Here is a 12149-nt window from a genome sequence, read left to right on the forward strand (position 1 = left end):
TCACTCCCGTGTCGCCCCACGGGAGTTGTCCACAGGCCCCCGCCGGCCGGGCCGCGTTGGCGTACGGTGCCGTCCATGGCACGTGTGCTCGTGGTCGAGGACGATCAGTTCGTACGCTCGGCGCTGATCCGGCATCTGTCCGACGCCTCGCACACCGTGCGCAGCGTCGGCACGGCGCTGGAGGCGCTGCGCGAGGTCGCGCATCTGCGTTTCGACGTGGTCGTCCTCGACCTGGGCCTCCCCGACCTCGACGGCTCGGAGGCGCTGAAGATGCTCCGCGGCATCACCGACGTCCCCGTGATCGTCGCCACCGCCCGGGACGACGAGACCGAGATCGTCCGGCTGCTGAACGCGGGCGCGGACGACTACCTCACCAAGCCCTTCTCCGTCGAGCACCTGTCGGCCCGCATGGCCGCCGTGCTGCGCCGGGCCCGCACCGGCACCGCCCGGACGGCGCCCTCCACCGTGCTCAGCGTCGGCGGCCTCACCGTCGACCCCCAGCGCCGCCAGGCCGAACTGGACGGCGTGCGCCTCGACCTGACCCGGCGTGAGTTCGACCTGCTCGCCTTCCTCGCCGGGCGCCCCGGAGTCGTCGTCGCCCGCCGGGAACTGCTCGCCGAGGTCTGGCAGCAGTCCTACGGCGACGACCAGACCATCGACGTCCACCTCTCCTGGCTCCGCCGCAAGCTGGGCGAGACCGCGGCCCGTCCCCGCTACCTGCACACCCTGCGCGGCGTCGGCGTCAAGCTGGAGCCGCCCGGGACGGAGCCCACGCCATGAGGTGGGCCCTGGTCAAGGTCTCCCTGGCGGTCACCGCGATGGTCGTCGTCGCCTTCGCGGTCCCGCTCGGACTCGTCGTCCGCGAGATGGCCCGCGACCGCGCCTTCTCCAACGCCGAACGGGAGGCCGCCGCCGTCGCCCCCGCCCTCTCCATCACCACCGACCGCGACGCACTGGAACGGGTCGTCGCCTCGGCCGGCACCGGATCGGCGATGGCCGTCCACCTGCCCCCGTCCGTCACCGACGAGGCCCCGGCCGCCATCGGCCCCCGCCGTGCCCGCGACCGGGACATCGACGCCGTACGGGAGATGGGACGCGCCTCCACCACCGAGGTCGAGGGCGGCTCGGCCCTGCTCCAGCCGGTCGCCCTCAGCTCCGGCGAGATCGCCGTCGTCGAGGTGTTCGTCCCCGAGGCCGCCGTCACCAACGGGGTCGGCACGGCCTGGGCCGTGCTCGCCGCCGTCGGCGCCGCGCTGATCGTCGGCTCGGTCGCCGTCGCCGACCGGCTCGGCGTGCGCATGGTGCGCCCCGCCCGCCGCCTGGTCGAGGGCGCCCGGGAGCTGGGGGAGGGCAAGCTCGGCGCCCGCGTGCCCGAGGAAGGGCCGAGGGAACTGCGCCTGGCCGCCGTCTCGTTCAACTCCATGGCCGACCAGGTCGTCCAGCTCCTCGCCAACGAACGGGAGCTGGCGGCCGACCTCTCCCACCGGCTGCGCACCCCGCTGACCGTGCTCCGGCTCAACGCGGCCTCGCTCGGCGAGGGGCCGGCCGCCGAGCAGACCCGGGCCGCCGTCGCCCAGTTGGAGCGGGAGGTCGACACCATCATCCGTACCGCCCGCGACGCCCGGCCGCGCACCGCCGCGGCCGGACCCGGCGCCGGCTGCGACGCCGCCGAGGTGGTCCGCGAACGCATGGGCTTCTGGTCCGCGCTCGCCGAGGACGAGGGCCGCCGGTGGCGGGTGGCGGGTGCCGAGTCCCCGGTGCGCATCCCCGTGGCCCGCGCCGATCTGGCCGCGGCCCTCGACGCCCTCCTCGGCAACGTCTTCCGCCACACCGACGAGGGCACCGCCTTCGCCGTCGACGTCCACAACGGCGACGACGCGGTCATCGTCCTCGTCTCCGACGCCGGGCCCGGCATATCCGACCCCGAGGCCGCCCTGGCCCGCGGCCGGGGCTCGGGCACCGACGGGTCGACCGGGCTCGGCCTGGACATCGTGCGCCGGCTCGCCGAGTCCACCGGCGGCGACGTACGGGTCGGCCGCTCCGTGCTCGGCGGCACCGAGATACGCGTGCGGCTCCAGCTCGACGGCCGGGCCGCCCCGGTGCGGCGCGGTCACCGGGGCGCGGTGCGCCGCCGGCGGTGGCTTCCCGCCGCCGCCTTCTCCCACCGGCCCCGGTCCCTTCCGCAAGGCCGCCCCGAGAGCACCACCCGCCCTCCGGAACGGCCGGTTCGGCCGGCCGGATCCCGCTAGCTGTTCTGTCCCGGGAGGTTGTGGACGGGTGAGTCAGGTCTCGGCTGTGGGATCTTGAACAGGTGAGGGCCTTCCGGTTCGGTGTGGATTGCGACGTCTACACCTGACCGAAAGGCCCTCGTGCCCCACCGTAATGCACCCCTGACCGAGACCGGACGGCTGCGCCTGGCTCGCTGCGTGGTCGAGGACGGCTGGCCCCTGCGCCGGGCCGCCCCACGCGCGGGGCGCGGCACCCCCCGTGGTGTGCCGCGCCCCGCCTCCCGCCCCCCGGTGGGCGCCTACGCGGCCGGGCCGGCCGGCGGCAGCGTGCCGGTGCGGGCCGCCCGCGCGTACCACAGGGCGCTCGCCTTCGGGGTGCGCTCCTGGGTGGCGTAGTCGACGTACACGGCGCCGAACCGCTTCTCGTAGCCGTAGGCCCACTCGAAGTTGTCCAGCAGCGACCACAGGTAGTAGCCGCGCACGTCCGCGCCGTCGGCGATGGCCCGCCGCACCGCCGAGAGGTGTCCGTGCAGGTAGGCGACGCGCTCCGGGTCCTGGACGGTGCCGTCGGGCTCGGGCTTGTCGTCGTAGGCGGCGCCGTTCTCGCTGATGTACAGCGGCAGTCCGGGCGCCTCCCGCGTGTACCGGGTGATCAGGTCGTACAGGCCGGTCGGGTCCACGCTCCAGCCCATCTCGGTGCGTTCGCCGGGCGGCTGGTGGAAGGCGACGTCGTCGGCGGCCGGCCACGGCGAGTGCGTGCTCGCCCCGTGCCCGTCGGCGCGCGGACCGGCCGCGTCGGGGTCGGCCGCCGAGACCACGGTCGGCGTGTAGTAGTTGAGGCAGAGCGCGTCCAGCGGCTGGCGGATCGCGTCCAGGTCGCCGTCCCGGACGCAGGACCAGTCGGTGATCCGCGCCGTGGCCTCCAGCAGGGTCGCCGGGTAGGCGCCGCGCAGGATCGGGCCGTGGAAGATGCCGCCCGACAGGTCGTCGATCTTCGTGGCCGCCGCCCGGTCCGCCGGGCTCTGCGTCAGCGGCCGGACGACGGAGGTGTTGAGGCTGAGCGCCACCGAGTTGCGGGCGGGCATCACCGAACGCAGCGCCACCGAGCCCAGCCCGTGCGCCAGGTTGAGGTGGTGGGCCGCCCGCAGGGCCGCCGCCGGGTCGGTGCGGCCGGGGGCGTGCACCCCGGAGGCGTACCCGAGGAAGGCGGCGCACCAGGGCTCGTTCAGGGTGATCCACTGTTCCACCCGGTCGCCGAGCGCCTCGCCGACGATCCCCGCGTACTCGGCGAACCGGTAGGCCGTGTCCCGGGCCGGCCAGCCGCCCGCGTCCTCCAGCTCCTGCGGCAGGTCCCAGTGGTAGAGGGTGACCGCGGGTTTGATCCCGGCGGCCAGCAGTTCGTCGACCAGCCGGCGGTAGAAGTCCAGGCCGCGCTGGACGGCGGGGCCCCGGCCGGTCGGCTGCACCCGGGGCCAGGAGACGGAGAAGCGGTAGGCGCCCAGGCCCAGTTCCGCCATCAGCGCCACGTCATCGCGGTAGCGGTGGTAGTGGTCGACAGCGATGTCGCCGGTGTCGCCGCCGGCCGTCTTCCCCGGCGTGTGGCTGAAGGTGTCCCAGATCGACGGGGTGCGGCCGTCCTCCCGCACCGCGCCCTCGATCTGGTACGCCGAGGTGGCGGCGCCCCACAGGAAGGAGGAGGGGAAGGTCGCCGGGGTCACCGGCGTTGCGGACTCAGGCATGGAAGCGCTCCCATAGCGGGTCGTGAACGACCGACGCGTAGTAAGGACGAAGGAAACGGGGGCGGGGCGGCCAGGGCCCGGCCCCCGGTACGAGGGGCGGCCGGGCGTCAGCCCTTCACCGCGCCCTGCATGATGCCCCCCACGATCTGCTTGCCGAAGACCGCGAAGACCAGCAGCAGCGGCAGCGTGCCGAGCAGCGCGCCCGCCATGATCAGGGCCTGGTCGGGGGTGTAGCCGCGGCCCAGGCCGGCCAGCGCGACCTGCACGGTCGGGCTGCCGTTCTGCGTCAGTACGAGGAACGGCCACAGGAAGTCGTTCCACGCCTGCACGAACATCAGCATGCCCAGGACGGCCATCGCGGGCCGCGCCACCGGGAACACCACGTGCCACACCACGCGCCAACTGCTCGCGCCGTCGACGCGGGCGGCCTCGATGATCTCGTCCGGCAGCGCCTGGAGCAGGTACTGCCGCATGAAGAACACCCCGAAGGCGTTGACCAGTGACGGCAGGATCACCGCCTGGAGCTGGTCGGACCAGTCGAGTTTGGCCACCATCATGTACAGCGGGATGATGCTGAGCTGCGGCGGCACCGTCATCGTGCCGATCACGATCAGCAGCAGCGCGTTGCGGCCCTTGAACCGCAGCTTGGCGAAGGCGAAGCCGGCGATCGTGGACAGGAAGACGATGGTGAGCGCCGACGTCCCCGCCACCAGCGTGGTGTTGAGGAACGCCTCGCCCAGATTGGCGTCCACCCAGGCGATCTGGAGCTTGTCGAAGAGGTTGGCGCCGAACCAGAACGGCGGCGGCGTCTGCGCCAGGCGCTGGTTGTCGCGCGAGGCGGCGATCGCCGTCCACACCAGTGGGAACAGCGAGACGACGGTGAGCAGGGCGAGGATGCCGTAGGCGAGGGGCCCGGCGTGCAACTGGCCGCCGGCCCGGCCGGCCTTGGCCCGGCGCGCCCGCCGGGGCGGGGTGGGCACCGGGTCGGCCGGGGGTTTCGTCAGGGTCGAGGTCACGGCCGGTTCTCCTTAACTACTGGCCCGCAGCCGGCGCGAGATCAGCGAGTTGACGAGTCCGATCACGATGAGGATCAGGAACATCGTCCACGCGATCGCGGAGGCGCGGCCCAGGTGCTGGTTGATCCAGCCCTGCTCGTACAGGTACAGCCCGAGCGTCTGGAACTGGTGCTGGGAGCCGCCGGAGGCACCCTTGTTGGCGTCGAACAGCAGCGGCTCACCGAAGACCTGGGAGGCGCCGATGGTCGACACGACCACCGTGAACAGGATCGTCGGGCGCAGCGACGGCAGGGTGACGTGCACGAACTGCCGCCAGCGGCTGGCGCCGTCCAGCGCCGCCGACTCGTACAGGTCCTGCGGGATCGCCTGCATCGCGGCCAGGTAGATCAGCGCGTTGTAGCCGGTCCAGCGCCAGATGATGATCGAGGAGACGGCGAACTGGGAGGACCAGTGCCCGTTCTGCCAGTCGACGTTGTCGATGCCGACCAGGTTCAGCACCCAGTTGATCATCCCGTAGTCGCGGCCGAAGAGGAGCACGAAGACGAGCGAGGCGGCGGCGATGGAGGTCGCGTACGGCGCCAGCATGACGACGCGGTAGAACGTGGAGCCGCGCAGCTTGTAGTTGAGGATGTGCGCGATGCCCATCGCCATCAGCAACTGGGGCACTGTCGAGATGACGCCGATGGTCAGCGTGTTGCGGGCGGCGTTCCAGAAGAACTCGTCGTCGAAGATCCGCGTGTAGTTGCGCAGCCCGACCCAGGTCATGTCGGTCGGCGCGGTCAGCTCCACCGTGTGCAGCGAGGCCCAGCCGGTGTAGATCAGCGGGAACAGGCCGAAGGCGAGGAAGAGCAGGAAGAACGGTGAGATGAACGCGTACGGGCTCCAGCGCATGTCCCGCTGCCAGCGCCGGGAGAGCCGGGCCCGTTTGCGCTCCGCCTGCGCCGTGTCCCCGGCCGGCGGGCGGCCCGGGGCCGCGCCCCCCTTCGCGGGGGGCGCGGCGGTGTCGTGCCGGGAGGTCATTCCGGTCACTTCTCCAGGTTGTTGTCGATGGTCTTCACTGCCGTCTCCCAGGCGTCCTTCGCCGACTTGCCCTGGGTGACGAGGATGACGCCGTTGTCCGACAGACCCTGCTGCACGATCTGGTCCTTCGGGCCGATGACCTGCGTCGGGATGGACGAGGCGGCCTTGGCGAAGATCTCGCCGATCGGCGCGTCACCGGTCATCTCGTTCTTCGCGCCCGTCACCTGCGACATGCCGTACGCGCCGGGCGCGCTCGGGAAGCTGCCCTGCACGGCGAAGAGCTTGGCCTGCTGCTCGGGCGCGGTCAGCCAGGTCACCAGCGCCTCGGCCTCCTTCACGTGCTTGCCGCTCTTGGGCACGCCGAGGAAGGTGCCGCCCCAGTTGCCCGCCTTGGGCGGCGCGGCCACGTCCCACTTGCCGGCCGCGTCGGGCTGCGACTTGCCCTTGATGGTGCCGAGCATCCACGGCGGACAGGCCACGGTGGCGAACTTGCTGTTGGAGATGGTCTGGTCCCAGGCCGGCTGGAACTGGGTCTGCGACTGCACCAGGCCCTCCTTGGCGGCCTTCGCGGTGAGGTCGAAGGCGGCCTTGACGGCGGGGTTGTCCTTGTAGACGACCTTGCCGGAGGCGTCGTAGAACCTCTGCTCCTCGGAACTGAGGATGGCGTTGAGCAGCCCGCCCGGGGAGTCCATGAAGTAGGTGTCCTTGCCGGCGGCCTTCTTGTACTTCTCGCCGGTCTCGACGAGCTTGCCCCAGTCGCCGGCCCAGAGCTTGCCGACCTCCTCGCGGTCGGTGGGCAGCCCGGCCTTCTCGAAGAGGTCCTTGCGGTAGCAGACGGCCATCGGGCCGATGTCGGTGCCGAGTCCGATGGTGGCGCCGTCCTTGGTGGTGGCCTGCTGCCACTTCCAGTCCAGCCAGGCCCCCGGCTTCACGCCCTCGGCCTTGGACAGGTCCGTGAACTTGTCCGCCTGGGTCTCGACCACCTCGGCGATGTTGCCGACCTCGATGGCCTGGACGTCCAGCAGGCCGCTGTTGGTGGTGAGGTGGTTGACGAGAGCGGGGTAGTAGTTCTCGTTCCGCTCGATGACGTTCTCTTCGATCTTGATGTCGGGGTGGAGCTTCTCGTACTCGGTGTAGAGTCCGGCTTCCTTGAAGCCCATGGTGCCGAAGAGACCGAGGGTGATCTTCGTCTTGCCGCCACTGTCGCCGCCCGACGAGCCGGAGTCGTCGCCGTCGTCGGCACAACCGGCCAGCAGCCCTGCGCCCAGCGACACGACGGCCGCGAGGACCATCGCCTTGCGGGCGGTTCGGGTACGTGCTGCTCGCATTACGTCCTCCTGTTGCCCTGACGTGCCGACCCCCCGGCCAACTGCTGTGCTGGGCCCGATGGTTCATGTTCGTTCATCGCTGCGGCTCGGGCGGGGAACGTGCGGGATGTGTATGTGCCAGGTAGTGTGGGAGCGCTCCCACAAGTGATGTGTTGAAGAGTCGTCGGTCCGGACGGGGGTGTCAAGGGAGCGGACGCGACGAAATGCCTTCGGTTATCGGCCTGTTAACTGACGGGTGGTTCGTCCGCCCGGCGCTCCGATGGGCACCGCGCGACGGTCCGGGGCGGTCGTCGCAGCGGACCGGCCTGTTAAATTCCAGGCCAGCCGCAGAGTGCGGGGCATCGACGGGAAGGCAGGGCCGATGGCAAGCCACGGAGCGCGGGGGCGGAGCGGTGGCCGGCCCACCCTCGAAGAGGTGGCGGCACGGGCGGGCGTCGGCCGCGGCACCGTCTCGCGGGTGATCAACGGCTCGCCCCGGGTGAGCGACGCGACCCGGGCCGCCGTCGAGGCCGCGGTGGCGGAACTCGGCTACGTCCCGAACACCGCCGCCCGCGCCCTCGCCGCCAACCGCACCGACGCCATCGCCCTGGTGGTGCCGGAACCGGAGACCCGGTTCTTCGCCGAGCCCTACTTCTCGGACATGCTCAAGGGGGTCGGGGCGGAGCTGTCCGAGACGGAGATGCAGCTCCTGCTGATCTTCGCGGGCAGCGACCGCAGGCGGCAGCGGCTCGCCCAGTACCTCGCGGCGCACCGGGTGGACGGCGTGCTGCTGGTCTCGGTGCACGCCGACGACCCGCTGCCCGACCTGCTGGCCCAACTGGAGATCCCGGCGGTGATCAGCGGCCCGCGCTCGGCGGGGGAGACCCTCGCCTCGGTCGACTCGGACAACTACGGCGGGGCCCGCTCGGCCGTCGAGCACCTGCTCGCACGCGGGCGCGGACGCATCGCGCACATCACCGGCCGGCTGGACGTGTACGGCGCCCAGCGGCGCGTCGACGGCTACCGGGACGCCCTGCGCGACGCGGGGCACGACGCGGACGAGCTGCTGATCGAGGCGGGCGACTTCACCGAGGAGGGGGGCCGCCGGGCCATGGCGGAGCTGCTGCGGCGCGGTCCGCGGCTGGACGCGGTGTTCGCCGGCTCGGACGTGACGGCGGCCGGTGCCCGCCGGGCGCTGATCGAGGCGGGCCGGCGCATCCCGGAGGACGTGGCACTGGTGGGGTACGACGACTCGGCGATCGCCCGCCACCTGGACCCGCCGCTGACCAGCGTCCGCCAGCCGATCGAGGAGATGGGCCGCGCCATGATCGACCTGCTGCTGGCGGAGATCGCGGACCGCCGTCCGGCGGCCTCGCGGGGGCTGGAGCGGCAGCACGTGGTGCTCGCCACGGAACTGGTGGAGCGCAGCTCCTCCTGAGGGGCGGCGCCGGGGCGTGCCCGGGGCCCCGTGCGCACGCGATCGGCCGGTGACCTCCGCGGGGAGGTCACCGGCCGATGACACAGGGTGAGTGACGGGACTTGAACCCGCGGCATCCTGGACCACAACCAGGTGCTCTACCAGCTGAGCTACACCCACCATGGCCGGTCGTCAGAACCCGTGGTGGATTTCCCCGACCGGCTGAGAAAAGTGTACAGGGTCCGCGGGGGTGCTCGCGCCCACCTTCCGCCGCGCCCCGCCAGGGGCGCGGAGCCGTGCCTAGCCCGCGGTGACGACGTGCTTCGCGGCGATCGCCTTGGCCGTCTCGGAGTCGGGGCCGGGCTGCGGCACGAAGACGGCCTCGCGGTAGTAGCGCAGCTCGGCGATGGACTCGCGGATGTCGGCGAGGGCGCGGTGGTTGCCGTTCTTCTCGGGGCTGTTGAAGTACGCCCGCGGGTACCAGCGGCGGGCCAGCTCCTTGACCGAGGACACGTCGACGATCCGGTAGTGGAGGTACCCCTCCAGCGCCGGCATGTCCCGCAGCAGGAAGCCGCGGTCGGTGCCGACGGAGTTGCCGCACAGCGGGGCCCTGCCGGGCTCCTTGACGTGCTCCCGTACGTAGGCCAGCACCTGTTCCTCGGCGTCCGCGAGGGTCGTGCCGCCCGCCAGCTCGGCCAGCAGCCCGGAGGCGGTGTGCATCTCGCGCACCACGTCCGGCATCGTCTCCAGGGCCCGGTCCGGCGGGCGGACGACGATGTCGACGCCCTCCCCGAGGACGTTCAGTTCGGAGTCGGTGACGAGGGCGGCCACCTCGATGAGCGCGTCGTCGGACAGCGAGAGGCCGGTCATCTCGCAGTCGATCCACACCATGCGATCGTTCATGCGAACACCCTACGGCGCGGGTGCGGCGGTGGGACCGGCCCGTACGCGGGGACGTGCCCCGGCGGGGCGGCGACGGCGTGGTCCCGGCCGCCGGGGACGCCGCGGCCCCGGGGCGGGGACGGGCGGGAGGCGTCTCCCGGCCCCGGGAGGGCCCGTACGGCGACCCGCCCCGGCCCGGAGGGCGGTGAGGGTGGCGCGGCCCGGCCGCGAGGCTTCCGTGAGCTTCGGCGGCGGGACGCGGGCCGCCGGGAGGGCGCCCGCGGCGACGCGCGCCGGGCCGGCGCGGGCGCTTCCCCGGGGGGCGCCGGACGGGCGGGGCCCGTCCGGCGCCCCGTGGGTCAGGACAGGCCGCGCTGGCCCGGCAGGCCGGCCACCGGCACCGGCGCGGCGGTGCGCCGCGTCTGGTACGGCACCGTGCCCTCGGCGGCGAGGGACTGCGGCGGTCCGTCGTGCGGGCCGCCGCCGCGGGACATGCCCAGGGCGGCCTCCGGGTCCACCGGCCGCTCGGCCTGCGGACGCCGGGCCCGGTAGGCCGCCCGGTAGGCGGCCGGGGACGAGCCGAGCTGGCGGCGGAAGTGGCCGCGCAGCGCCACCGGCGAGCGGAAGCCGCAGCGGCCGGCGACCTCGTCCACCGAGTAGTCGGACGTCTCCAGCAGCCGCTGTGCCTGGAGCACCCGCTGGGTGATCAGCCACTGGAGCGGCGCGCTGCCGGTGAGCGAGCGGAAGCGCCGGTCGAAGGTGCGCCGGCTCATGTAGGCGCGGGCCGCCAGCGTCTCCACGTCGAACTGCTCGTGGAGGTGCTCCAGCGCCCAGGCGACGACCTCGGCGAGCGGGTCGGCGCCGATCTCCTCGGGTAAAGACCGGTCGAGGTAGCGCTCCTGGCCGCCGCTGCGGCGCGGGGGCACGACCAGTCGGCGGGCCAGCGCGCCGGCCGCCTCGTTGCCGTGGTCCGTGCGCACGATGTGCAGGCACAGGTCGATCCCGGCGGCCGTCCCCGCGGAGGTGAGGACGTCCCCGTCGTCCACGAAGAGTTCGCGCGGATCGACGTGCACCGACGGATAGCGCTTGGCCAGCGTCGGCGCGTACATCCAGTGCGTGGTGGCCGGGCGGCCGTCCAGCAGGCCCGCCGCCGCCAGCACGAAGGCGCCGGTGCACAGTCCGACGATGCGCGCGCCCTCCTCGTGCGCCCGCCGCAGCGCGTCGAGCGCGTCGTCGGGTGGCGGCGAGGTGATCGACCGCCAGGCGGGCACCACCACCGTGCCGGCCCGCGCGATCGCCTCCAGTCCCTGTGGCGCGGTGAGTTCCAGGCCCCCCGTGGTCCGCAGCGGGCCGTCCTCGCCGGCGCACACCAGCAGGCGGTAGCGCGGCACGCCGGCGTCCTGACGGTCTATGCCGAACACCGACAGCGGTATGGAACTCTCGAAGATGGGGCCGCCGCTGAACAGCAGCACCGCGACGATCTCCTTGCGGCGTCGCCCGGAGAGCTTCCGGGTCGCGGTTTCCGGCGCGGCAGCGGAGTCGTGGCTCATACTGCTAAGCCCCCCTCGGTGGTCGCGGTGCCCTGATCCCTTCGGGTCTGTCGCTCCAACACGTTTCCCCTCGGTCCTGCACGAGTCCCCCGCCGTAGACAGTCAAGATCGAATCTACTGCGTCCCGTCGCGCCGAGGTGGCCGGTTCGGCACGGGGGACATTGTCGACATGGCAACTTGGCGTGAAGCAGTCGATCACGAAGCGTTGCACTCCCGGGCGCCACAGGGAAGTGCGCCTCGTGGCAGTGGCCAATCCCCATAGGGTGCGTGGGGCCCCCGAGACCCTTTCCGTGCAGGTGGAACGGGGGTTGAGGGGTGGTCCGGACGGGGGGTGAGGCCACGTCAGAAGTTGGCTGAAAAGATACGGGCGCGTGCGCGGAAACCGGTCAAGCGACCGGTGTGCTCTCCCCGGTGTGCGGTACGCCCCCGCGCGCCCCCGGTATGGGCCCGGCCGGCCCGCCGTCCCCGGCGTCGCCCGGTCCGCCCTCCCCGCCCGGCCGGGTCGCGTGCCGCTCGGCGCGGCGCAGCAGGAACCGGCAGGCGAAGGTCACGGCGGCGAGGCCCAGGGCGGTGCCGGCGGCGCCCGCGAGGGAGGCGCCGCACCAGAGCAGGGCGACGGGGACGAGGACGCCGCAGAACGCCGCCCAGCGCAGCGGTCCCGGGCCGGCGTCCCGGGGCGGCGGGTCCGGCTCGGGGCCCCCGGGCGGGGGCGCGGCGGGCGGCGGCGGTCCGGACATGGCGGCTCCCTGGGGCGGTGGTTCACGGGGATCAACGCGGGCCCGCGCCCTCGGTCACGTCCGCCCGCCCCTCGGTCACGTCCGCCCGCGCGCCGGGCCGCGAGCGGGCGGCGCCGGGAGGCGCCCGGGGGCGCGGGGCGGGCCGGAGGGCGCGCGTGCGGCCGGACACCGCCCGGCGTGCTTCCGGGACGCGGGGGCCATTGCGTTACGGGCGCCCCCTCGTGCATGCTCCGGGGAACCCGCGGCGGACGCC

At 73.2% G+C, this 12149-nt stretch carries 10 protein-coding genes, 1 tRNA gene and 1 pseudogene; 4 read left to right on the top strand and 8 right to left on the bottom strand.

Annotation, left to right across the window (positions count from 1 at the left end; genetic code table 11):
* The first annotated feature begins 75 nt into the window (after positions 1 to 75).
* From VM636_RS19715 to VM636_RS19725, 3 genes and pseudogenes are all read left to right on the top strand, one after another.
* On the top strand, positions 76 to 780 hold the full coding sequence (locus VM636_RS19715; RefSeq protein ID WP_030418350.1) for a response regulator transcription factor: 705 nt from the start codon (positions 76 to 78) through the stop codon (positions 778 to 780).
* Positions 777 to 2249 (top strand): HAMP domain-containing sensor histidine kinase, encoded by a 1473-nt coding sequence (locus VM636_RS19720; RefSeq protein ID WP_338485245.1) that lies wholly within the window; start codon positions 777 to 779, stop codon positions 2247 to 2249. The genes VM636_RS19715 and VM636_RS19720 overlap by 4 nt, the downstream gene beginning before the upstream one ends.
* Positions 2250 to 2369: 120 nt before the next feature.
* Positions 2370 to 2468 (top strand): annotated as a pseudogene (locus tag VM636_RS19725) (leucine zipper domain-containing protein); the annotation flags it as partial.
* Between the two features lie 59 nt (positions 2469 to 2527).
* On the opposite strand, the gene VM636_RS19730 reads toward VM636_RS19725, so the two are convergent.
* The 4 genes from VM636_RS19730 to VM636_RS19745 all read right to left on the bottom strand — a co-directional run bounded on the left by VM636_RS19730 (position 2528) and on the right by VM636_RS19745 (position 7331).
* Positions 2528 to 3967, bottom strand: a complete 1440-nt coding sequence (locus tag VM636_RS19730; RefSeq protein WP_030418348.1) for a GH1 family beta-glucosidase — start codon at positions 3965 to 3967, stop codon at positions 2528 to 2530.
* Between the two features lie 107 nt (positions 3968 to 4074).
* On the bottom strand, positions 4075 to 4983 hold the full coding sequence (locus VM636_RS19735; protein WP_053913969.1) for a carbohydrate ABC transporter permease: 909 nt from the start codon (positions 4981 to 4983) through the stop codon (positions 4075 to 4077).
* Between the two features lie 12 nt (positions 4984 to 4995).
* On the bottom strand, positions 4996 to 6003 hold the full coding sequence (locus VM636_RS19740; protein ID WP_030418346.1) for a sugar ABC transporter permease: 1008 nt from the start codon (positions 6001 to 6003) through the stop codon (positions 4996 to 4998).
* 5 nt (positions 6004 to 6008) lie between these two features.
* Positions 6009 to 7331 (bottom strand): extracellular solute-binding protein, encoded by a 1323-nt coding sequence (locus VM636_RS19745; RefSeq protein ID WP_030418345.1) that lies wholly within the window; start codon positions 7329 to 7331, stop codon positions 6009 to 6011.
* A gap of 361 nt (positions 7332 to 7692) precedes the next feature.
* On the opposite strand from VM636_RS19745, the gene VM636_RS19750 reads away from it, so the two are divergent.
* Positions 7693 to 8748 (top strand): LacI family DNA-binding transcriptional regulator, encoded by a 1056-nt coding sequence (locus VM636_RS19750; RefSeq protein WP_030418344.1) that lies wholly within the window; start codon positions 7693 to 7695, stop codon positions 8746 to 8748.
* A gap of 86 nt (positions 8749 to 8834) precedes the next feature.
* Here the strand turns inward: VM636_RS19750 and VM636_RS19755 are convergent.
* From VM636_RS19755 to VM636_RS19770, 4 genes are all read right to left on the bottom strand, one after another.
* Positions 8835 to 8907: transfer RNA gene (locus tag VM636_RS19755), tRNA-His, on the bottom strand.
* 120 nt (positions 8908 to 9027) lie between these two features.
* On the bottom strand, positions 9028 to 9630 hold the full coding sequence (gene orn, locus VM636_RS19760) for an oligoribonuclease (protein WP_030418343.1): 603 nt from the start codon (positions 9628 to 9630) through the stop codon (positions 9028 to 9030).
* 338 nt (positions 9631 to 9968) lie between these two features.
* Entirely contained in the window at positions 9969 to 11159 is a 1191-nt protein-coding gene (locus tag VM636_RS19765) for a helix-turn-helix domain-containing protein (protein ID WP_030418342.1), read from the bottom strand.
* Positions 11160 to 11545: 386 nt separating this feature from the next.
* Complete coding sequence (locus tag VM636_RS19770; RefSeq protein WP_078855692.1) at positions 11546 to 11896, bottom strand: hypothetical protein; 351 nt, start codon at positions 11894 to 11896, stop codon at positions 11546 to 11548.
* Between the last annotated feature and the right edge of the window lie 253 nt (positions 11897 to 12149).

Origin of the sequence: Streptomyces sp. SCSIO 75703, from assembly GCF_036607905.1 — a bacterium.
In the GTDB taxonomy this organism is placed as follows: Bacteria; Actinomycetota; Actinomycetes; order Streptomycetales; family Streptomycetaceae; genus Streptomyces.